At 67.6% G+C, this 20,750-nt stretch carries 17 protein-coding genes; 6 read left to right on the forward strand and 11 right to left on the reverse strand.

Annotation, left to right across the window (positions count from 1 at the left end):
- Positions 1–19: 19 nt before the first annotated feature.
- Positions 20–1,270, reverse strand: coding sequence for an ABC transporter substrate-binding protein (locus ACFQ2S_RS07505; RefSeq protein WP_386073836.1), 1,251 nt, complete (start codon positions 1,268–1,270; stop codon positions 20–22).
- A 183-nt stretch (positions 1,271–1,453) separates the two neighbouring features.
- Here ACFQ2S_RS07505 and ACFQ2S_RS07510 point away from each other — a divergent pair, with 183 nt between their 5' ends.
- On the forward strand, positions 1,454–2,485 hold the full coding sequence (locus ACFQ2S_RS07510; RefSeq protein WP_386073837.1) for a LacI family transcriptional regulator: 1,032 nt from the start codon (positions 1,454–1,456) through the stop codon (positions 2,483–2,485).
- A gap of 107 nt (positions 2,486–2,592) precedes the next feature.
- On the opposite strand, the gene ACFQ2S_RS07515 is transcribed toward ACFQ2S_RS07510, so the two are convergent.
- The 7 genes from ACFQ2S_RS07515 to ACFQ2S_RS07545 form a co-directional block, all read right to left on the reverse strand.
- Positions 2,593–4,017 (reverse strand): gamma-aminobutyraldehyde dehydrogenase, encoded by a 1,425-nt coding sequence (locus tag ACFQ2S_RS07515; RefSeq protein WP_386073838.1) that lies wholly within the window; start codon positions 4,015–4,017, stop codon positions 2,593–2,595.
- A gap of 16 nt (positions 4,018–4,033) precedes the next feature.
- A complete protein-coding gene (locus ACFQ2S_RS07520; protein WP_386073839.1) occupies positions 4,034–4,840 on the reverse strand; it encodes an ABC transporter permease in 807 nt (268 codons plus the stop codon).
- Positions 4,830–5,771: an ABC transporter permease gene (locus ACFQ2S_RS07525; RefSeq protein WP_386073840.1), complete on the reverse strand. Its 942-nt coding sequence runs from the start codon at positions 5,769–5,771 to the stop codon at positions 4,830–4,832. Before ACFQ2S_RS07525 ends, ACFQ2S_RS07520 begins: the two co-directional genes overlap by 11 nt.
- Entirely contained in the window at positions 5,768–6,769 is a 1,002-nt protein-coding gene (locus ACFQ2S_RS07530; protein ID WP_386073841.1) for an ABC transporter ATP-binding protein, read from the reverse strand. Before ACFQ2S_RS07530 ends, ACFQ2S_RS07525 begins: the two co-directional genes overlap by 4 nt.
- A gap of 64 nt (positions 6,770–6,833) precedes the next feature.
- Entirely contained in the window at positions 6,834–7,994 is a 1,161-nt protein-coding gene (locus ACFQ2S_RS07535) for an ABC transporter substrate-binding protein (RefSeq protein ID WP_386073842.1), read from the reverse strand.
- A gap of 129 nt (positions 7,995–8,123) precedes the next feature.
- Entirely contained in the window at positions 8,124–9,032 is a 909-nt protein-coding gene (locus ACFQ2S_RS07540) for a LysR family transcriptional regulator (RefSeq protein WP_386073843.1), read from the reverse strand.
- Between the two features lie 89 nt (positions 9,033–9,121).
- Positions 9,122–10,372: a polysaccharide biosynthesis/export family protein gene (locus ACFQ2S_RS07545; protein ID WP_386073844.1), complete on the reverse strand. Its 1,251-nt coding sequence runs from the start codon at positions 10,370–10,372 to the stop codon at positions 9,122–9,124.
- Between the two features lie 215 nt (positions 10,373–10,587).
- On the opposite strand from ACFQ2S_RS07545, the gene ACFQ2S_RS07550 reads away from it, so the two are divergent.
- From ACFQ2S_RS07550 to ACFQ2S_RS07565, 4 genes are read left to right on the forward strand one after another with little or no spacing between them, the layout of a single operon-like run.
- A complete protein-coding gene (locus ACFQ2S_RS07550) occupies positions 10,588–11,832 on the forward strand; it encodes an oligosaccharide flippase family protein (RefSeq protein ID WP_386073845.1) in 1,245 nt (414 codons plus the stop codon).
- 3 nt (positions 11,833–11,835) lie between these two features.
- Positions 11,836–12,759 (forward strand): glycosyltransferase family 2 protein, encoded by a 924-nt coding sequence (locus ACFQ2S_RS07555; protein WP_386073846.1) that lies wholly within the window; start codon positions 11,836–11,838, stop codon positions 12,757–12,759.
- A gap of 16 nt (positions 12,760–12,775) precedes the next feature.
- Positions 12,776–13,774, forward strand: coding sequence for a glycosyltransferase family 2 protein (locus ACFQ2S_RS07560; protein ID WP_386073847.1), 999 nt, complete (start codon positions 12,776–12,778; stop codon positions 13,772–13,774).
- A gap of 14 nt (positions 13,775–13,788) precedes the next feature.
- Complete coding sequence (locus ACFQ2S_RS07565; RefSeq protein ID WP_386073848.1) at positions 13,789–14,808, forward strand: glycosyltransferase; 1,020 nt, start codon at positions 13,789–13,791, stop codon at positions 14,806–14,808.
- 693 nt (positions 14,809–15,501) lie between these two features.
- Here the strand turns inward: ACFQ2S_RS07565 and ACFQ2S_RS07570 are convergent.
- The 3 genes from ACFQ2S_RS07570 to ACFQ2S_RS07580 form a co-directional block, all read right to left on the reverse strand.
- Positions 15,502–16,824, reverse strand: coding sequence for an O-antigen ligase domain-containing protein (locus ACFQ2S_RS07570; RefSeq protein WP_386073849.1), 1,323 nt, complete (start codon positions 16,822–16,824; stop codon positions 15,502–15,504).
- Positions 16,821–18,320: a GumC family protein gene (locus ACFQ2S_RS07575; RefSeq protein ID WP_386073850.1), complete on the reverse strand. Its 1,500-nt coding sequence runs from the start codon at positions 18,318–18,320 to the stop codon at positions 16,821–16,823. Before ACFQ2S_RS07575 ends, ACFQ2S_RS07570 begins: the two co-directional genes overlap by 4 nt.
- A 115-nt stretch (positions 18,321–18,435) precedes the next feature.
- Positions 18,436–19,050 carry a response regulator gene (locus ACFQ2S_RS07580; RefSeq protein ID WP_386073851.1) on the reverse strand — a complete coding sequence of 205 codons (615 nt, stop codon included), beginning with the start codon at positions 19,048–19,050 and terminating at the stop codon, positions 18,436–18,438.
- A gap of 273 nt (positions 19,051–19,323) precedes the next feature.
- On the opposite strand from ACFQ2S_RS07580, the gene ACFQ2S_RS07585 reads away from it, so the two are divergent.
- Positions 19,324–20,733 carry a sugar transferase gene (locus ACFQ2S_RS07585; protein WP_386073852.1) on the forward strand — a complete coding sequence of 470 codons (1,410 nt, stop codon included), beginning with the start codon at positions 19,324–19,326 and terminating at the stop codon, positions 20,731–20,733.
- Positions 20,734–20,750 lie beyond the last annotated feature (17 nt).

Here is a 20,750-nt window from a genome sequence, read left to right on the forward strand (position 1 = left end):
CCCGCGCGGCGAGACGAGGTTACTGCGCGGCCTCGACGGCGGCGGCGAGTTCTTCGGCGGCTTCCTCGGCGCTGTATTCACCGTTCAGATGCGCGGTGACGACGTCGAAGATGGCGCTCTTGATGTTGGAGCTGGCGCCGTGGCCATGCGCCATCGAGCCCTGCAGCGTGCCGTTGGCAGCGGCTTCGGCCAGGTCGGCCATGCCCTTCTTGCCGCAATCGTCGAAGGCTTCGTCCGAGATGTCGGTGCGTGCGGGGACCGAGCCCTTGACCGTGTTGAACGCGACCTGGAAGGCCGGGTCCATCACCGCCGACGCCATCAGCTTCTGTGCGGCGACCTTGTCCTCGGAGACGTCGAACATGGCGAACTGGTCGGAGTTGAACAGGACGCTGCCTTGCGTGCCGGGGAAGCGGATGCAGACGAAATCCTCGCCCGGCACCTGCTCGGCCCGCAGGAACTCGCCCTTGGCCCAGTCGCCCATGGCCTGCATCCCGGCCTCGCCGTTGATCACCATTGCCGAGGCGAGGTTCCAGTCGCGGCCCGAGAAGTTGTCGTCGAAATAACCGCGCAGAACTTCCATGCGCTTGAAGGCCTCGACCATCTGCTCGGAGGAGAGCGCCTCCGGGTCCTGCTCGATGATGGCGGCCTTGTAGAAATCGTCCCCGAGGCCCAGCACGACCGAGTCGAAGATCGTGCCGTCCTGCCAGGGCTGGCCGCCGTGGGCGAGCGGGATGATCCCGTTCTCCTTCATCTTGTCGAGCACGGCGATCAGCTCTTCCCAGGTGGTCGGAGCTTCGCCGCCGGCGGCATCGAGCGCCTCCTTGTTGATCCACATCCAGTTCGTGGAGTGGACGTTCACCGGCGCGGCGATCCACTTGTCGTCATACTTGGAGAATTCCTGCAGCGCCGGCGGCACCACGTCGGCCCATCCTTCTTCCGCAGCGAGATCGGACAGGTCGCCCAGGAAGCCCTCGGCCGCCCAATCCTTGATGTCGAAACCCAGCATCTGCACGGCGGTGGGCGGGTTGCCCGAGGTGACGCGAGAGCGCAACACGGTCATCGCCTCGACGCCGGAACCGCCGGCGACCGGCATGTCCTGCCAGGTGACGCCCTTGGCCTCGAGGTTCTCCTTGAGCACGTTGAGCGCCGCGGCCTCCCCGCCGGACGTCCACCAATGCAGGACCTCCACTTCTTCGGCCTGGGCCAGCGGCGCGGCGGCACAGAGTACGATTGCCGAGGCCGTAGCCTTCAGGGCTAGTCTGAGTTTCATGGTTTCCTCCCAATGAAAACACGCAGGTTCGAAAGTGAGCTTTATAACGATTTAACTTGGCATATCTGTCAACACTGTTTTCGCAAACAGTCTTTCGCTATCTTTCATTGGCGGTATGATCCAAGGTCAAGCCGCGGTGTCGCGGGATTTGAATCGTTTTAATCTTCGATGTCGAGCCAGCCCATGCCGACCGGCGACCACGAACAGCCCTCCGTCCGAAGCGGCCCCCCGAGGCCCACGCTCAAGACCATCGCCGAGATGTCGGGGCTGGCCGTGGCAACGGTGTCGCGGGCCTTGGCCGATGATCCCAAGATCGCCGAGGCGACCCGCAAGCGGGTGGCCGAGATCGCGCGCCTGGTCGGCTACGAGCCGGACCGCGCGGCGCGGCGCCTGCGCACCGGCCGGACGATGGTGATCAACCTGATCCTCGACCCGCATTTCGAGGTGCTGGGCTTCGGCAACGCGCTGCTTGTCGGTCTGACCGGCGCGCTGGAAGGCACCGGCTACAACCTCGTGGTGACGCCCCATTTCACCGAGGAGGATGTCCTGCCGCCGATTCGCCGGATCGTCACCAACCGGCAGGCCGACGGATTGATCTTCACCCGGACAGCGCCTTTCGACGAGCGGGTGCGGTTCCTGATGGAGCAGGGCTTTCCCTTCGTCTGCCATGGGCGGACAGAGTTCACCGAGCAGCACCCCTGGGTCGATCATGACAACGAGGCCTTCGCCTATGCCGCCGCCAGCCGGCTGGTCGCGCAGGGTTGCCAAAGGATCTGCGCGCTGTTGCCGCCCGAAACCCTGACCTTCCGACAGCACCTGCGCTACGGCCTCATGCGCGCGGTGCGCGAGACCGGGGTGGGATTCCATATCCCCGAGGAAGTCACGCTCGACTCCCCGATGGACCGGATCCAGGCCTGGGCGCAGGCCATTGCCACCACCCCGGACAGCCCGGACGGTTTCATCTGCGGGGGCGAGGCATCCTGGCTCGCGATCCGAAACGGCTATCGCGCCGCGGGGCAGGGCGCACGCTTTCGTGCCGTAGCGAAATCCATCTCCGGCATCCTCTCCCAGATCGACGCCGGCGCCGACGTAATCCACGAAGATATCGAGGAGGCCGGCCGGCTCCTGGGCGACCGCCTGCTGCGCCGCATCGCCGAGCCGCACCTGCCCCCGCCGCAGACGCTCCAGGCGCCGGTCATCCAGTTCCGGGACTGACCACAAGCGCGGCCGGAGCGCACAGCGCGCTCCCAGCCTCTTCTTGGCTCAAATACCCAATCCGACAGTTTGCTCCCGGCGCGTGGCGGGGGCAAGTCGAAGCGGCGTCAATGAGCGATCATCACGTGCCGCACGGCGGTGTAATCCTCCAGCGCGAACATCGACATATCCTTGCCGTATCCCGATTGCTTCAACCCGCCATGCGGCATCTCGTTGACCAGCATGAAATGCGTGTTGACCCAGGTGCAGCCATAGCTGAGCCGGGCCGAGGCCTCCATCGCCCGCCCGATATCGGTGGTCCAGACCGAGGAGGCGAGCCCGTAGCGGCTGTCGTTGGCCCAGGAGATCACGTCGTCGTCCGCGCCGAAGCGGGTGATCGAGACGACGGGACCAAAGACCTCGCGCTGCACGATCTCGTCGGTCTGCAGCGCGCCGGCGATGACCGTGGGCTTGTAGTAGAAACCGGGCCCGTCATGCAGCCCGCCGCCGGTGGTGACCTCCATGTGGCCCTGGTCGGCGGCGCGCTGCACGAAGCTGGCGACGCGGTCGCGTTGGCGCTGGCTGATCAGCGGCGGGATCTCGTTCACGGTGTCGTCTGCATTGTCGTAGATGATGCCGGAGACCGCCCCGGAGAGCTCCGCCACCAGCTTCTCGTAGATGCCGGCGCCGGCATAGATCCGGCAGGCGGCGGTGCAGTCCTGGCCGGCGTTGTAATAGCCGAAGGCGCGCAGCCCCTCGACGACGCGGGCAAGATCGGCATCGTCGTAGACGATCACCGGCGCCTTGCCCCCCAGCTCCAGGTGGGTGCGCTTGACCGAATTGGCCGCCGCAACAAGCACCTTCTTGCCCGTCGCGATATCGCCGGTGATCGAGATCATGTCGACGCCGGGATGGTTGATCAGCGTGTTGCCGACGCTCGCCCCCTGGCCGACGATGACGTTCACGACGCCCTCGGGCAGGATCTCGGATAGCACGCCGGCCAGCTTGAGCGCGGTGAGCGGCGTCTGTTCGGAGGGTTTCAGGACGACGGTGTTGCCGCCCGCCAGCGCCGGGGCGAGCTTCCAGGCCATCATCATCATCGGGTAGTTCCAGGGCGCGATGGAGGCCACGACGCCGACCGGGTCGCGCCGGATCATCGAGGTGTGGCCCTCCATGTATTCCCCCGCCAGCGGCCCGTGCATGTTGCGCACCGCGCCCGCGAAATAGCGGAAGCAATCGGCGATGGCGGGGATCTCGTCGCCGCGCACCGCGCCGATCGGCTTGCCGCAGTTGAGCGCCTCGAGCTGCGCCAACTCCTCCGCATTCGCCTCGACCGCGTCGGCAATCGCCAGCAGCTTTTCCGAGCGCTCCGCCGGGGTAGTGCGGGACCATTTGGCAAAGGCCTTGCGCGCCGCCGCCACCGCCCGGTCGATCTGCTCGCCGCTGGCTTCCGGCATCTTGACGATCAACTCGCCGGTTCGCGGGTTGAGCACCATCTCCTCGGTCTCTGTCCCGGCCTCGAAATCCCCGCCGATCAGCATGTTGGTTTCCATGGTTGTCTCCCTGTTGTCATTTGCCCTGTCCGGCCACCGTGTCGGTGCCGCGGGTCAGGTAATAGGCGCCGAGGATCGGCAGGAGCGTCACCAGCGCCACCATCATGGCGACGACGTTGGTGACCGGGCGTTCGCGTGGCCGGACCAGCTCTTCGAGCATCCAGATCGGCAGCGTCTGCTGCTGGCCCGCGGTGAAGGTAGTGACGATCACCTCGTCGAAGCTGAGCGCGAAGGCGAGCATGCCGCCGGCCAGCAGGGCGGTCGCGATGTTGGGCAGGATCACGTATCGGAAGGTCTGGAACCCGTCCGCGCCGAGGTCCATCGAGGCCTCGATCAGCGAGCCCGACGTGCGCCGGAACCGCGCCACCGCGTTGTTGTAGACGACCACGACGCAGAAGGTCGCGTGGCCTAGAACGATGGTCCAGAAGCTGAACGGGATGTCGGCGAGGTGGAAGGCCGAGCGCAGCGAGATGCCGGTGATGATGCCGGGCAAGGCGATCGGCAGGATCACCAGCAGCGACACCACCTCGCGCCCGAAAAACCGCGTGCGGCTGACCGCGGCGGCGCAGAGCGTGCCCAGCACCAGCGCGATGGCGGTCGAGATGGCGGCGACCTTCAGCGAGAGCACCAGCGCCTCCCAGACGTCGGGCCGTTCCCAGGTGACACCGATCCACTTCGTCGTGAAGCCCGGGGGCGGCCACTGGTAGGACTTGTCCTCCGTGGTGAAAGCATAAACGAAGATCAGCAGGATCGGCAGGTGCATGAAGGCCAGCCCGGCGGCGGCGGCGATCTTGAGGGCGAGGGGCGCGCGGTCAGAGTGCATCGAAGGCCCCCATGCGCTTGGCCGCCCAGAGGTAGATGGCCATGATGACGATCGGCACCACGGCGAAGGCGGCGGCGAGCGGGATGTTGCCGGCCGTGCCCTGGTAGGCATAGACCGCCTGGCCGATGAAGCGGCGCGAGGTGCCGACGATCTGCGGGATGATGTAGTCGCCCAGCGTGAGCGAGAAGGTGAAGATCGAGCCCGCGATCACGCCGGGCAGCGCCAGCGGCAGCAGCACGTGGCGGAAGGTCTGACCCGGCGTCGCGCCGAGATCGCCCGAGGCTTCCAGCATCGAGGCCGGAACGCGCTCCAGCGAAGCCTGGATCGGCAGCACCATGAAGGGCAGCCAGACATAGAGGAACACGAGGAAGGTGCCGGTGGCGCTGACCGAGAGCGAGTTGCCGCCCACCACCGGTATCGCGAGATAGGCATTGAGCAGCCAGCTCAGGTGCAGAGTCTCGAAGAGCCAGTTCAGGATGCCTTCCTTGGCGAGGATCAGCTTCCAGGAATAGACCTTGACCAGGTAGCTCGACCAGAGCGGCAGCATCACCCCGAGGTAGAACAGCGCCTTCCACTTTCCGCGGGCATAGCGCGCCGCGTAATAGGCGATGGGGAAGGCGACGATGGCGGCGGCGATGGTGACGGAGGCGGCCATCACCACGGTGCGCAGAATGATGTCGAAATTCGCGGGGGTGAACAGCTCGCGATAGGTCTTGAGCGTGAACTCGTACTGGATCAGCCCCGAGAACTCGTCGATGGAGAAGAAGCTCTGGGCCAGCAGGGCGAAGAGCGCGCCGAGGTAGACGATGCCGAGCCAGAGCGCGGGCGGCCCGAGCAGCAGTAGGATCACCAGCCGCGGGTTGCGCCAGAGCAGGTCCGAGAGCGCGGGCAGGATGCCGCGCCGGCCGGGGTCGATGGCGTGTTCGCTCATTCCGTGGCCTCCATCATGTGAAGGTCCTCGGCCGCCCAGCTCACATGCACCTGCTCGCCGGGCTGAGGAATGCGCGCGCCCTTGGGCAGGAGCGCCACCATCGAGAGGTCTTCGAGATCCAGGGACACCCGCGTCGCGGCGCCGAGGAAGGCGGTGGAATGAACGGTTGCGTGCAGCCCGTCGGCACCCAGCCCGGCATCGCCCAGCCGGACGGCCTCGGGGCGGAGCGCGCCGTGGCGCCACTGGCCGGTGACCTTGGCGACGAGATGCGGCGGCAACACGTTGGAGGAGCCCACGAAGTCGGCGACGAAAGGCACTTCGGGGCGGTAATAGACGTCTTCCGGGGCGCCGATCTGCACGATCTTGCCGGCGTTGAATACCGCCACCCGGTCGGCCATGGAGAGCGCCTCGCCCTGGTCGTGGGTGACGAAGACGAAGGTGATGCCGAGCTTGCGCTGCAGCGCCTTGAGTTCCTCCTGCATTTGTTCGCGCAGCTTTAGGTCAAGCGCACCGAGCGGTTCGTCGAGCAGCAGCACCCGGGGGCGGTTGATCAGCGCGCGGGCCAGCGCCACCCGCTGCCGCTGGCCGCCAGACAGCTCGGATGGCTTGCGGCTGCCGTAGCCGGGCAGGGCGACCATCTCCAGCGCTTCCTCTGCGGCGCGGTGGCGCTCGGCCTTGGGCGTGCCGGCGATCATCGGCCCGTAGGAGACATTGTCGATCACGTTGAGATGCGGGAACAGCGCGTAATCCTGGAACACCGTGTTGACGTGGCGCCGGTAGGGCGGCACGCCGTGGGCGCTCTCGCCGAAGATCGAAACCTCGCCCGCGGTCGGCTGCTCGAAGCCGGCGATCAGCCGCAGGCAGGTCGTCTTGCCGGAGCCGGAGGGGCCGAGCATGGCGAAAAACTCACCCTCGGCGATGCTGAGGTCTACGTCGTCGACGGCGCGCACGTCACCGTAGTGGCGCGAAACGCCTGAGAATCGAACCGCTGCTGTCATGGGTCTTCCGTTCAAGGGCCCACCGCCCGCAACCGGGCGGTGGGTCGTTGCCGTGAGTGGTGTTTCAGCGGCCGCCGATCACGCCGATGTAGTCCGACACCCAGCGATAGTAGGGCACGCACTCGCCCTGGCTTTCGCAGCTCGAGACCGGGGTCTGCCAGAACTTGATCTTCTCGAAATCGTCCATGCCGTTGGTGGTGCAGCCCTCCGCTGTCTGCATGCCGCGGCCGTCGGTGCAGGCGTCCGGCACCGAGGGGTTGGCGCCGAACCAGACCGAGAGATCGGACTGCAGGTTGGACGAGAGCGTGTGCTCCATCCACATGTAGCTGCAGTTGGGGTTCTCGGAATCGACGTGCATCATCGTCGTGTCGGCCCAGCCCGTCGCACCCTCCTCGGGGATGACGGAGGCCACCGGCACGCCGTCGGCCTTGAGCAGGTTGACCTGGAAGGGCCAGGAGCCGGAGGCCACCATGCCCTCGTTCTTGAAGTCGTCGATCTGGATGAAGGCGTCGTGCCAGTAACGCGAGACCAGCTCCCGCTGCCCGCGCAGCAGGTCGAGCGCGGCGTCGTACTGCTCCTGGTTCAGCTCGTAGGGCGAGGTGATCCCCAGTTCGGGCTTGTGGAACATCAGGTAGTTCGCCGCGTCGGCGATGTGGATCGGGCCGTCATAGGCCTGCACGCGGCCCTTGTTGCTTTCGCCGTCGGCCAGCGTGGTCTCCTCGAACACGACCGACCAGCTGGTGGGAGCTTCGGGGAAGGCCTCGGTGTTGTACATCAGCACGTTCGGGCCCCACATGTAGGGCGTGCCGTAGTGCATTCCGCCGACGTAGTGCCACGGCGCTTCCTTCAGCCGGTCGTCGACGCTGTCCCAGCTCGGGATCAGGCTGATGTTGACCGGCTGAACGCGCTTGCCCGCGATCATGCGCAGCGAGGCGTCGCCGGAGGCGGTCACGAGGTCGAACCCGCCCTCGTTCATCAGCGCGACCATCTCGTCGCTGGTGTTGGCGGTCTTCACGTTGACCTTGCAGCCAGTGGCTTCCTCGAAGCTGGTGACCCAGTCGAAGGCGGCGTCGGTTTCGCCGCGCTCGATGTAGCCGGGCCAGGCCACGATATTGACCTGGCCTTCGCCTTCTCCGATCTCGGTGAGCATCTCCTGGGCCGTGGCCTGGGATGCGATGAGGCTGACACTGGTCAGCAGTGCCAGCGTCCTTGGCGTCGCTTGCATTGTGGTTCTCCTGTTGGACTTGGGCGCGCCCCATTCCGGGGCTTCATTGGGAGAAACGATGCGGGCGGGCGCTTGCTTTCGCAAACGCAAAATACAAAACGCAGGTATCGGAGAAACCGATATCGCCCTCTAACGCTGCTGCGCGGACTGGTGTTCCTGCGCGATGGCGATGAAATCCCGCGCCGCGGGGGAGAGCGGCGAGCCCTTGCGCCAGGCCATGCCGACCTGGACCACGGGCAGCGCGCCGGAGACATCGCGGGAGACGATGCGGTCGCCTTCGAGCGACCACGGGCGATAGACAAGGTCCGGAAGCAGGGCGATGCCCGCGCCGGTGGCCGCGAGGCTGCGCACGGCCTCGACGGAGCGGGTGCGAAAGGCGATCCGCGGCCGGGTGCCGAGCGCCGAGAGCAGCTTGACCGCCGCTTCGCCCATCTCGTCGATGTCCAGCATGATGAGCTGCTCGCCTGTCAGGTCGTCGAGCGAGATGCTGTCCTGCGCCACCAGCCGGTGCCCAATGGGAAGCCAGAGCCGGTAGGGCGAGACGTCGAGAATCTCCACCTGCAGCGCATGCCGGTCATAGAGGTTGGAGGTGACCATGACGGCGACATCCAGCTCGCCGCCGACCAGCAGGTGTTCGAGGTATTCGCCCTTGTCCTCGATGGCGGAGACCTCGACCAGCGGGTTGGCCCGGCGATAGCGCGCCAGCAGGTCGGACATGACGTAGCCCGCCATCAGTGAGGTCACCCCGAGGTTCAGCCGGCCGGTCAAGGCCTCGCCCTCGTGTTCCAGCGCCCGCCGCGCGCCGGAGACCTCGGCGAGGATCGCGGTCGCATGGCGCAGGAACTGGTGGCCCTTGTGGGTGATGTTGAGGCCGCGCGGGTGGCGGTCGAACAGGGTGACGCCGAGGTCTTCCTCGAGGAACCGCACGGCCTCCGTCACCGCGGATTGCGAGATCGACAGGGCCTTGGCGGCATGGCTGATCGAGCCGTGTTCGGCGACGGCAACGAAGTACTGGATCTGACGCAGGGTGAAGGCCAAGGTGTCTTGCGGTCCGGTTTTCGGGGCGGGGCCAGTAAATCACGTTCGCCGCGGGCGGTCACCCTCCCGGCGCCCGATGGGGCGCAGGGTCAGTTGGCGCCTGCCAGGAGCGCGGCGCCGCCGACGATGCCGAGGATCCGCGCCGCATCGGCCACGGTGGTCACCCCGCTGTCGTAGCAGGCGATGGCGTCGCCTGGCAGCAGGAACGGATCGTAATCGTCGCGGTCCTGGCGCACGCGCATGTCCTCCACGTCGCGTTCGACCACGATGGAAACATCGGTCAGCGGGTTGCGGGAGAACAGCGCCGCGGAGCGGCTGGCATTGGTCGCGCGCACGCCGCCGACGCAGTTGGTTCCGACGATGCCCTGCATCATTCGGGTGCCGTAGGGCACCGAACGCGCCTCGCGGCCGACGGCGGCCGGCGCGTTGCCTTGGGTGGGCTGGATGAGGTTCGACAGGAACAGGCTGATGCCCGGCGGGCTGATCGGGCTCGGCACCATCAGCTCGTCCTGGAAGCAGAGACGGCTCGGCACGATGACCTCGTCGCCACTCACCAACATAACATCCTGGAAGGCGCGGCCCTCGATCACCGGGCGCAGGTCGAAGCGATAGCTGCGTCCGCCACGGCGCAGCTCCACCGCCGAAAGGTCGGCGTCCGGGCGCACCCCTCCGGCCCGGCGCAGGGCAACGGTCAGGTTGCGGGCATCGGTGGACGCTCCGCGGGCGTTGATCCGGCGTTCGTCCGTCAGGGTGCCCTCGGGCTTGCCGAGGTCCATCGGGCTCGGCTCGAAGACGGCGCCGGCCACGGTGACTCGCACCGGGCCGAGATCCGAGAGCAGCACCGAAACCCGCGGCGCCTCGTTGTAGAACTCGCCCCGCTCCAGGGCCGAGGCAATCTCGGCGGCCAGAGATTCCGGCGTGCGCCCGTCGGCACGGAAGGCGCCGATGAACGGCAGCTTGATCGTGCCCTCGCGGGAGATGATGTAGTCGCCGGAGAAGATGGCCGGCTCGCCCAGCATCGCCTGGTCGCCCTCGACATGCACCTCGACGAGATCGCCATCGGACAGGCTCTCGCGGCGAAGCTCGGCGGGCAGGGGGCTCGCGGCCTTGGAGCCGTCGCCGCCCGCCCACGGGCGGCAGCGATCCGCGTTCATCTGCTTGGCGACGAGGATGTCCGCCGCCTGGCTGCGCGGCACGGGCGGGCGGTACTGCGCCTGGTAGGCCGCGTCGGCAGCGGCCCGATCGACGATTTCCAGATTGTCCGCCTTGCCCTGCGGACCACAGCCGTTCAGCGCGACCGTTCCGAGAACCGCAAGGATTATACCGGCTGCCTGTCTCACGTTTTTTTCGTCTTCTGCTCTGTCCTTGTGGGCACGATAGTCCCTGCGGCGAGCCAAGTCTATCCGCAGGGTCCGGACTATCCGAAGGGATAGGAGCCTGTCCGGGCTGGACCTCGACGTGTCCGTCGGCGTCCGCGCATCGCGACCCGCCACGGGATAGACAGTCCTCACCGGTCGTCAACGTGGCGGCAGTTCGAGGACAGGTTTCAAACCGCATGACTTTGCAAGACCATATCGCCAGGCTCGGCCCATTCGCCCGCGACCTTTTGGCGTATTCCGTGTCCGAGGTCGCCGCGAAAGCCTCGCGCCTGTTCGTCGTGGTCGCCGTCGCCCGCACCATGGAGGCAGAGGCGATCGGTCTTGCCGCTGCGGCGCTCGCCGCCTCCGATATCCTGAAGTCGCTGACCGAGAACGGCGCCGTCCAGCGCATCATTGCCGCGCCCGCCGCCCAGCTGGAAAACACCTGCCGGACCGCGCAGCGCATCTTCTGGTTCTGGTGTCTGGGTCTCTTCACGCTGCAATGCGCCGTCGCCGCCGTGTTCTTCGCGGCCACCGGCAGTGCAGTGATCCCGATGCTGATCGTGATCCTCGCGGCCGAATACCTCTTCATGCCGGCGGGCCTGGTTCAGGTCGCCCTCGCGATGCGCGAAGGCAAGCTTCAACAGACCGCAGCCATCGCCGCGGGGCAGGTCGTGGGCGCGAATGTCGCCTGTGTCGCTCTGGCGATCGTCTGGCCGGGGCCGCTGGCCCTCGTCCTTCCGCGCCTGCTGTCGGCGCCGATCTGGCTGATAGCGGTGCGCCGCCTGCGCCCCTGGTCGCCTGACACCACCCAGCCGCTCGCGCCCCTGCGCCCCTTCCTGACCTACGGATGGGCCGTGCTCGGGGTCGAGGTCGTCAAGGCCCTGCGTCTTCAGGCCGACAAGCTGCTGGTGGGCGTCCTGATGGGGGCCGAGGTGCTGGGGCTCTACTTTATGGCCTTCAACGCCGGCCTCGGGCTCGCCAATTCCTTCGCGATGGCCTTTGCACAGGTGCTCTTCCCCCACCTCTGCGCCAGCGACGACCGCGCCTCCTCGCTCCAGCGTGCGCTGATCATGGCGCTCTCGGTCATCGGCCCGATGGTTGTGCTTCAGTCGCTCGCCGCGCCGCTCTATGTGCCGCTGCTCTTCGGCCCGGACTGGCAGGACCTCAGCGGGGTCGTTTCGATCCTCTGCCTCGCGGCGATCCCCGGCGTGATCTGGGCGGCGACGGCGCAGTGGCTTCGCGCCGACAACCGCCCCGAGATCGAGTTTGCCGCGACCCTGGTCATGACCCTCGCGCTGATCGTCAACACCGTCCTGATGGCGCCGCATGGGCTGGTGGCGCTGGCCTGGGGCTACCTCGTCGTTGCCACGCTCACCCAGCTCGTCGCAGCCGCGCTGCCGTTCGTCGGCGCCCGCAAACCTGCCATGTCGGAGGCCTGATCCATGCCGCTCTTCACCGTTGTCATCCCCTGCTACAACGCGGCCGGCACCCTGCCGGAAACCCTGGCCAGCCTATCGGCCCAGAGCTTGACCCACTGGGAGGCGATCTGCGTCGACGATGGCTCGACCGACGGGACCGCGGCTCTGATCGACCGCATCGCCGAGACCGACCCGCGCATCCGCCGTATCGCCAACCCGGGCAAGGGACCGAGCGCTGCGCGCAACCATGCCGCGCTGGAACTGGCCCGCGGCGACTGGATCGCCTTTCTCGACGCCGACGACATCTGGTCGACCGAGAAGCTCGCCCGCACCCATGCCGCCTGCCTCGCCAGCGACCACGACGCCTGCTTCTCCCGCATCGCCTTTTTCGATACCGAGCCGGCCGCGGCCCGGGTCTTTTCGACCGTGCCCGCGACCCCGCTGGGGATCGACGACCTGCTCGGCGAGAACCCGGTCTGCACGATGTCCAACCTCACGGTCCGTCGTGACGTTTTTGCGGCCACCGGCGGGTTCGACGAGGACATGGTCCATAACGAGGATCTGGAATGGCTGATCCGGCTGGTCGGCCAGGGCTATCGCCTCGGCGGGCTGCAAGATCTGCTGGTCTGGTACCGCGCCAGCCCCACCGGCCTTTCCGCCGATCTCGACCGGATGCGCCAGGGGCGTGCCGCCGCGCTGGCCACCGCCCGCCGCTTCGGTGCGGTGCCTGCGCCGCGCCACGAGGCGGTGCACCTGCGCTACCTCGCCCGCCGCGCGCTGCGTCTGCAATCCGGCAGGGTGCTGCCGCTGCGCCTTGCGCTCTCCGGCATTCGCACAAGCCCCACCGGTTTCTTCTCCGACCCGCGCCGCGGCGCGCTGACCGCGCTTGCCGCCGCGCTCTCCCCGCTGCTCCCAAGGCAGCTCTCCCGCACCCTCTTTGCCCGCTGACCGAAAGGACATTCCGATGCCCAAGGCCTCCATCGTCGTCCCCGCTTACAACGTCGCCGCAACGCTGCCCGCGACCCTTCAGTCGCTGCGCGCCCAGACCTTCGACGATTTCGAGATCGTGCTGGTCGATGACGGCTCGACCGACGAGACGCTGGAAATCGCCCGGAGCTTCGCTTGCGACCGCCTGCGGATCGTCGAGCAGGCGAACCGCGGTCTTGCCGGCGCCCGCAACAGCGGCATTGCGGCCGCCCAGGGCGAGGTGATCGGGTTCTGTGACAGCGACGACCTGTGGCATCCGACCAAGCTGGAGCGCCATGTCCGCCATCTGGATGCGCGTCCGGAGGTCGGCGTCAGCTACAGCGCCTCGGCGATGATCGACGAGGCCGGCTGCGCGCTCGGTCTCAGCCAGACGCCGCGGCTGACTGGTGTCGATGCGGCCCACATCTTTCGCCGCAACCCGGTCGGCAACGGCTCCGCCCCGGTGATCCGCCGCGCCGCGCTCGACGCAATTGCCTGGCGTCCGGCAGGCGAGTTCTCCCGCGACTGGTGGTTCGACGAGAGCTTTCGCCAGTCCGAAGACATCGAGTGCTGGCTGCGCATGGCGCTGACGACCGACTGGGCCTTCGAAGGCATCCGAGGCGACCTGACGCTCTATCGGATCAACTCGGGCGGTCTCTCCGCCGGCGTCGAGGCCCAGCTCCGCGCCTGGGAGCGGCTGGTGGAGAAGCTGACGCCGCTGGCGCCCGGCTTCTTCGCGTCCCACACCCCGGCCGCGCGCGCCTACCAGCTGCGCTACCTCTGCCGCCGCGCCATAAGCGATGGCGATGCCGCTGCGGCCGCTTCGCTCGCCCGTCGCAGTTTCGAAAGCTCCCGCCGCCCGCTCTGGGAAGAACCCGCCAAGAGCGCGACGACCTTCATCGCCGCGCTGGCGCTCGGCGCGCTGGGAGCCGATCGTTTCCAGTCCCTGCGCAACGCCCTCACGGGCCGCGCCGCGACGTCCGAACAAACCCTTTGAAGGAGTTAGATATCATGAGCCCCAGGACCATTGTTCATCTTGTTGACGACACCACTGCCGGCGGCGTGATGCGCATGCTGGACTTCATCGCGACCAACCCCGAGATGGCCCGGCTCGGCCGCCACCGGGTGCAGGCCGTGGCGCGCGGGCGCCTCGCGGCGCCGCAGCTCGACGAGGAGATCATCGTCTCCCACCTGTCGGTGAGCTGGCGCAACCTGCCGATGCTGGTCGGTCTGAGGGCCCGCTATGCAGACCGCACCCTGATCCATGTCGAGCACAGCTACACCGCGGCTTTCACCGGCCTGAAAGTCCGCCACAAGGCGCGCTTCTTTGCGCTGCTGCGCACGGCCTATTCGCTCTTCGACCGCGTTGTCGCGGTAAGTGAGGGGCAGGGGCGCTGGCTGGCCGGGCGCGGGCTGGTCCGCAAGGAAGCGCTGGCGGTGATCCCCTCCTGTGTCGATCTCGAGCCCTTCCTTGCGCTGCCGGCCCGCTATGGCGCACCGCGCGTCATCGGCGCGATCGGCCGTTTTGACGAGCAGAAGGGCTTCGACACGCTGATCCGGGCCTTCCGCGAAACCACCAATCCCGAACTGCGCCTGCGGCTGATCGGGGACGGGGCGGATCGTGCCGCACTAGAAGAACTCGCCCGCGGCGACAGCCGGATTTCCTTCCACGGTTACAGCAGCCACCCCGCCGCCGAGATGGCGAAGCTCGACATCGTCGCAATGCCCTCCCGCTGGGAAGCCTACGGGCTGGTCGCACTCGAGACGCGCGCCGCGGGCCGTCCGCTGCTGGTGGCGCGGGTCGACGGGCTGCAGGATCACGTCGCGGGCGGCGCCCGCGAGGTTGCTGGCGGCACAGTCGCGGCCTGGCGCGACGCGATCGCGACGGCCTGCGAGACCGGGCCGGCGCTGCACATCGGCGTCGCCTGGGGCCGTACCTCGGCAGCCGAGGTCCAGAGGAGAACGCCCGAGCTCTGGGCCGACCTCCTGACTGAAACTGCCGGTCACCAGCACTCGCGACACGCAGCCTGACCGGCGGAGGCGCGACAGAGGAAGACCGGACCCGACCCCCGGGGGTATCCGGCCGGCCGAACGCAGCAACGACCGCGTGCCGTGCCGCCCTGTCGCGCCAAACCTCCACCTTCACGCCCGGCTTGAAAGAGCCGGGCTTCTTTATTGTGGGGGGGCGCGTGGCCGGATGGTCGCTTGGTATCGAGGAGTTGCCTTTCCACGTGCGATCGCGTTGCCCGCGCAATCTTCCCGCTTTCCCTGTTCGGCCATCATGCGCGGATTGGACGGAAGAGCATTCCTGACTTCGGACAAGCACCTTGACGATGACCGCGCTCGCCTCGCGGACGGCTGGTCGTCGTTCTTCGGCAGCGCCAGGCGCCTCGGACAAACCGATACTCTGCGCTGCTTCGAGGCGGCTGCCCGCCGCGCCCGGATCTGGACATTGTTTCAGGGGTGGGGAGGGAGGCCCGTTGCCGGCGCGGGCCGAAATGGCCTCCGCGACACGCGCCGCGGCCCGGAGTCCGGTGCTTCGATGGATGCCGTCTGGCCGGCGCGGGCGCGACGGCTATCCGGCGCCTGTTTCCTTAGGGTGAGGCGGAGCGGGATCGTGCGGCGCTAGATCCGGAAATCACGCCGGCTCGGGGCCGGGATGAAGGGCGATAGAGGGGCGGCGGAGGAACGGGTCGGCCGCAACCTGAGCCACTGGCCCCCGGATCAGGCGGCCTGGCTCTGTAGCGCGCGTTGCTTCATCCGCTCCATCTGCTCGTCGGCCAGCTCTCGCGCGTGCAGGCCGAGCACCATGAGGCCGGGCCACATCATGTAGGCTTCGATCTCGATGTTTTCGCCCATCGACAGCAGGACCAGCGTCATGACGATGCCGAGTGGCAGGCGTCCGCGGGGCCCTCGCGCGGCATCGAGCAGGGCGAGGCATGTCTGCCAGAGCAGCGGCACGAGCATCGCCAGGAAGCCCACGAGCCCCTTCACGAACAGCAGGCCCCACCAGGTGTGGTGACTGCCGATCGGCATGTATTCCACGAGGTGCGGCCCCGGCTGCACGGTGCCGTGGCCGAACCAGAAAGCCTCGTTCTGCCAACGCTCTCCGGCGATACGTTGAAGTGTTTCACGAACCCGCGTGCTGTCGGCCCGCGCGCCCTTGAAGGCGGCGACGCCATCCTTGAACCCCTGCAGCAGTGCCGGCCCGATGACCGCCAGCGACGCCGTGATCAGCGCGACGATCTGCCAGGCCCAGCCGCGCATGATGAGCGGCAGCATCCGCGGCCCGATAGTGCACGCCACAAGGCCGACAAGGCCCATGCGGGACTTCGACATCAGGATCATCGCGATGCCGGCGGCGATGCCGGCGGCGCGCCAGCGGCGGTCCTTCTCCTCCAGTGCGAACAGCACCATGACCACCCCGAGCAGCGCAGCGAAGGGCGACCAGGGGGCGAAGAACTGCCAGCGCGGTGTCCAACTCGAAGGATCGTAGGTGAAGAAGTAGACGCTGAAATATTCCGGGCCCGGGCCGCCGACGGCCTTGAAGGGCGAGGTAAAGATCTTCTCCGGCATCCCGATGTAGGGGGCCACGGCGAGGATCGGCAACAGGGCCAGCGTCCACAGGCCGACGATGCATTGACCGCGTGCGAGGATCTCTCGGCGGATCGGCAGCACGGCCCCGATCAACGGGAACAGCGCGAGCAAGGCCCAGCCCTTGGCCCAGCCGATGCTGGACTTGATGGTCTTCTTGAGGCCGAGCCCCCAGTCGATATGGCCGATCCAGAGCGCGACCAGCATGACCAGCATGCCGAGGATCCAGGCCCAGACCACCGGCGGGATCGTTCCGGTCGCCCGCAGGTCCGGCCGGATCGCCGGGCCGAGATAGAGCGACAGGAGGGCGAGACCGCCAAGCGACCACGCCAGCACCGGTCCGACCACGTAGAGCGCGCCGATGAAGTAGAAGGGCCAGGTCCAGGCGAGGGTCTTGAGAACCATCGCCTCGGCCGGGTTGGCCGGGCGCAGCTTGGGCGTGGCCTCGCTCATGCCAAGTCCTGCGCACTCGTCGGGGCGGTCGGCTTTCCGTCGGCCAGCAGCCGCGAGATCAGGCGGGCGCGGACCCAGCCGAGAATCAGCCCGAAGAGCAGCATCATGGTCGCCGCGATGCCGGCCGCAACGGCGAGCATCCGCTTGGGCGACGTCGGGTCGGTGGGGAGCGAGGGGTTCTCGAGCACCTGGACCAGCGGGTAGGAGGCGAAGAGATCGACCTTGGAGGTCTTGGACCGCGCCGCGGTCGAGGCGAAGACCGCCTCGGCGACGGAGAAGTCGCGTTGCAGGTCTTCGAGGCGCGCTGCGGGCTCGATCAGGTCCATCACGCGGGCGTCTGCCTCGACGAGCTGCTGCTGGAGGGCCGCAAGTTCGGCGGCCTGGCCGGAGCGCTCGCTGTCATACTCGACCAGGCGGGCCAGCAATTCCGCACGACCGCCAACGGGCGAGATGTCGAGACGGGCGACTTCGGTCACCGGCATGCCGGTGATCTCGACCGCCTTGTCGAGCGCCCGCATGCGCGTCGCATCATGGCTGTCACGGGCTGCCTTGAGGGCAGGATGGCTGCGGCCGTACCGGCCTTCTGCCTCGGCGAGGGTGGCGGCGTGTTGGCTCATCTCCTTGATGATCGTGTTGAACTCGCTGTCGGCGTGCAGCTTGAGCGTTGCCGCCGCAGAGCGCGGGTCGATCCCCAGCGTGGCGCGCAGGGCTTCTGTTGCCTGGGTGCGCTCGCTGAGTTCGGATGAAACCTCGGCGATCCGGGCACGCAACGCGTCGGTCTCGCGCACGAACTCTTCATACTGGCCGGCGTTGATGAGGCCGGTTTCGCGTTGCAGACGGCTGATTTCCTCGCGGGTGGCGGAAACCGAGCTGCGGTACTCCTCGAGCGCCCCGCGGCCGCCGTCCTCGCGCACGGTCAGCTCGTCGCTGCGCAGGGCGTCGATCTCGGAGAAGAAGGCTTCGAGCAGCGCATCGCCGCGAGCTTGGGAATCCTCGGGCGAATTGCCGGTGACCTCGACATGAATCAGGCTCGTCTGATCCACGAGATTGACCCGCGGCATCCCGAAGTCCTGGCGCGCCATGCCGACCTTGCCGGCAGCGGCCTCAAGGATGCGGTCGGCGGCGAGCAGGCGCTTGTAGGTCTCCGTCGGACTGACCGAACTGCTGGCGAAGGGCGAGTTGGCAAAGGAGGAGGCTTGCCCGATCCGGTCGAGGTTGACGGAAGCCGACGCGCCGGAGCCGGGCAGGATCAGCGACATTGTGGAGGTAAAGCGCAGCGGGGCGGTCGACAGGTAGCCCACGATTGGGGCCCAGATCACCGCGGCGCCGAGCAGGAAGATGAAGAGATAGCGCGGCAGCCGTCCTGCATCGTTGAGCCGCCCGCCGCGAAAGATCCGCGCGGCGCTCAGCTCGCGCAGCGGCATCCGGAAAATCCAGAAGTTCCGCGACGGCTTGGCGGCGGGTGCATCGGGCAGGGCGGCGGTGCAGTCGGTCATGGCGGCTCTCCTTTGCCGCCTTGTCTACATGCCTGCGGAGATTGATGCTGGGCCGCCGAAGGATAGACGACGGCGCATTCGGAGCCGGACCTATCCGTTCGGATGGGGGTGGCGCTCAGAAGAGTCCGGATTCCTTGGCCACCATGGCGGCTTGGGTGCGGTTCGCCACGCCGATCTTGCGATACAGCGTCTTGACGTGGAGCTTCACGGTCGGCTCCTGCACATCCAGATCGCGCGCGATTTCCTTGTTGGACTTGCCCTGGGTCAGCCCCTCGAGCACCTGCAGCTCGCGCCGGGAGAGTTTCTCGGCCAGCTCGTGCTTCGGCGCCTCCTCCTCGGCGGTCATGAAGTCGAGTGGGGCGTATTGCTCGCCCATCGCCATGAACCGGACCGCGTTGACCAGCGACTTGGCCGAGAGCGTCTTGGGCAGGAACCCTGCGGCGCCGAGCGCCAGCGCCTTTTCCGCCACGTCCCGCGCCGCCACGCCGGAGATCAGCGCCACGCGTTGCCCGCGTCCGGTGGTGATCGCCCGCTCCAGTCCCGCGAGGCCGTTCATCCCCGGCATGTTGTAATCGAGCAGGACCAGGTCGAAACTGTCGTCTTCCGCGATCCGGGCCGCCGCGTCGTCGAGGTTCGAGGCGCTGGCGGTGGTGATGTCGCTCTCGCTCTCGAGGAAGGCCACGAGGGTGTCGCGGAGCAGGTCGTGATCGTCGGCGATAAGTATCTTCATCTTGTCCTCTGAAGCGGAACATCTGGGCAATCATATCGCGGGCTCGTCGAAAGTCCCACGATGAAATCACCAGGCACGGCGGCGAAGTCGTTACCATTCGGGTATTTTCTCTACCCGAAAGGCGAGGGCGGCTGGCGCGTTCGGCCAGCCGTCGCCCCCGAGTGGACAGCCGGCCAGCCGATAGGCCCCGCATCCTCTCCCTCCGCCACGTTGAGAGACGGCGGCCGGGGCGGCATCCATGGTGACCAACCGATATCCCCACCGGAGACACCGATGCCCTTCGACGCTGCCATTACCGCTACCGCCCCCTTCCACACCGACGCCAAGGACGTAGCTACCGCTCCGGCACGCGAGCCCATGGCGCGTATCCCGCTCTTCGATCTCGCGATTGTCGATGCGGATGCGGACCAGGCGATCGACCACCTGCTTGACGGGCAGCGCCACCGGGTCGCCTTTCTCAACGCGCATTGCGCTAACGTCATGGCGCGAGATGCGGCCTATGCCCAGGCGCTGGCGACGGCGGACGTGGTGCTTCCTGACGGGATAGGCATCGATCTGGCGGCGAAAATGACCGGACAGCAGCTCAGGGCCAATCTGAACGGCACCGATTTTACACCGCGCCTGCTGCGCGAGGCGGCACGGCGCGGGCTCTCCGTGTTCCTGTTCGGCGCGGCTCGGGGCGTGGCGGACGAGGCGGCCGACAAGCTCTGCCTCGACATCCCCGGCCTCCGTATCGCCGGCACGCGAGACGGGTTCGAGGGCGCGGGTGACGACCAAACCGCGATCGAGGCCATCAACCGCTCCGGCGCCGACATCCTGATCGTCGCGATGGGCGTGCCGCGGCAGGATATCTGGCTGGAGCAGTACGCGGACCGCCTTACGCCGAAACTGAGCCTCGGGGTCGGCGCGCTGTTCGACTTCCTCGCCGGCCGGGTGCGCCGTGCGCCCGCCGCGGTGCGCAGCGCGCGCATGGAATGGGCCTGGCGCCTGGCGATGGAACCGCGCCGCATGGCGGGCCGCTACCTCGTGGGCAACGTGACCTTCATGGTGCGCGCGGCCGCCCATGCGGTGGCCTCCGCAAACCGCGACGCCGTGGCCAAGCGGGCGCTGGACGTTGCGCTGACCGGGGCGGCGATCCTTGCGCTGTCGCCGCTTTTCGCGCTTGTGGCGCTCGCCATCAAGCTCGACAGCCGTGGGCCAGTCTTCTTCCGCCAGACACGGGTCGGACGGGATGGCCGCGTCTTCCAGATGCTGAAATTCCGTTCCATGCATGTCGACGCCGAGGCCCGCCGGGCCGCGCTGCTCGCGCAGTCCGACCGCGAAGGCATCTTCTTCAAGTCCCGCCACGATCCCCGCGTCACCCGCGTCGGCCGGATCATGCGCCGCTACTCGATCGACGAGCTGCCGCAGATCCTCAACATCCTGAAGGGCGAGATGTCGGTCGTGGGGCCGCGCCCCTCGCTGCCGCAGGAAGTCGCCGCCTATCCGATCCGTGCCCATGGGCGCCTCGCCGTCCGGCCCGGCCTGACCGGCCTGTGGCAGGTCTCTGGACGCGCCGACATCGGGGCGGAAAAGATGTTCGACATGGACCTTGCCTATGCCGCGTCCCGTACCATCCTGCTCGACATCGCGTTGATCCTGATGACCTTCCGCGCGGTCTTCTCCGGGCGTGGCGCCTATTGACATGGACATTGCCCGAG

Source organism: Tropicimonas aquimaris, from assembly GCF_042676185.1.
GTDB lineage: Bacteria > Pseudomonadota > Alphaproteobacteria > Rhodobacterales > Rhodobacteraceae > Tropicimonas > Tropicimonas aquimaris.

Coding starts and splice junctions, on each gene's coding strand:
- ACFQ2S_RS07555 (WP_386073846.1), top strand. CDS start 11,836: ATGCCGCTCTTCACCGTTGTCATCCCCTGCTACAACGCGGCCGGCACC.
- ACFQ2S_RS07565 (WP_386073848.1), top strand. CDS start 13,789: ATGAGCCCCAGGACCATTGTTCATCTTGTTGACGACACCACTGCCGGC.
- ACFQ2S_RS07585 (WP_386073852.1), top strand. CDS start 19,324: ATGCCCTTCGACGCTGCCATTACCGCTACCGCCCCCTTCCACACCGAC.
- ACFQ2S_RS07505 (WP_386073836.1), bottom strand. CDS start 1,270: ATGAAACTCAGACTAGCCCTGAAGGCTACGGCCTCGGCAATCGTACTC.
- ACFQ2S_RS07515 (WP_386073838.1), bottom strand. CDS start 4,017: ATGGAAACCAACATGCTGATCGGCGGGGATTTCGAGGCCGGGACAGAG.
- ACFQ2S_RS07550 (WP_386073845.1), top strand. CDS start 10,588: ATGACTTTGCAAGACCATATCGCCAGGCTCGGCCCATTCGCCCGCGAC.
- ACFQ2S_RS07580 (WP_386073851.1), bottom strand. CDS start 19,050: ATGAAGATACTTATCGCCGACGATCACGACCTGCTCCGCGACACCCTC.
- ACFQ2S_RS07510 (WP_386073837.1), top strand. CDS start 1,454: ATGCCGACCGGCGACCACGAACAGCCCTCCGTCCGAAGCGGCCCCCCG.
- ACFQ2S_RS07530 (WP_386073841.1), bottom strand. CDS start 6,769: ATGACAGCAGCGGTTCGATTCTCAGGCGTTTCGCGCCACTACGGTGAC.
- ACFQ2S_RS07560 (WP_386073847.1), top strand. CDS start 12,776: ATGCCCAAGGCCTCCATCGTCGTCCCCGCTTACAACGTCGCCGCAACG.
- ACFQ2S_RS07575 (WP_386073850.1), bottom strand. CDS start 18,320: ATGACCGACTGCACCGCCGCCCTGCCCGATGCACCCGCCGCCAAGCCG.
- ACFQ2S_RS07535 (WP_386073842.1), bottom strand. CDS start 7,994: ATGCAAGCGACGCCAAGGACGCTGGCACTGCTGACCAGTGTCAGCCTC.
- ACFQ2S_RS07525 (WP_386073840.1), bottom strand. CDS start 5,771: ATGAGCGAACACGCCATCGACCCCGGCCGGCGCGGCATCCTGCCCGCG.
- ACFQ2S_RS07570 (WP_386073849.1), bottom strand. CDS start 16,824: ATGAGCGAGGCCACGCCCAAGCTGCGCCCGGCCAACCCGGCCGAGGCG.
- ACFQ2S_RS07520 (WP_386073839.1), bottom strand. CDS start 4,840: ATGCACTCTGACCGCGCGCCCCTCGCCCTCAAGATCGCCGCCGCCGCC.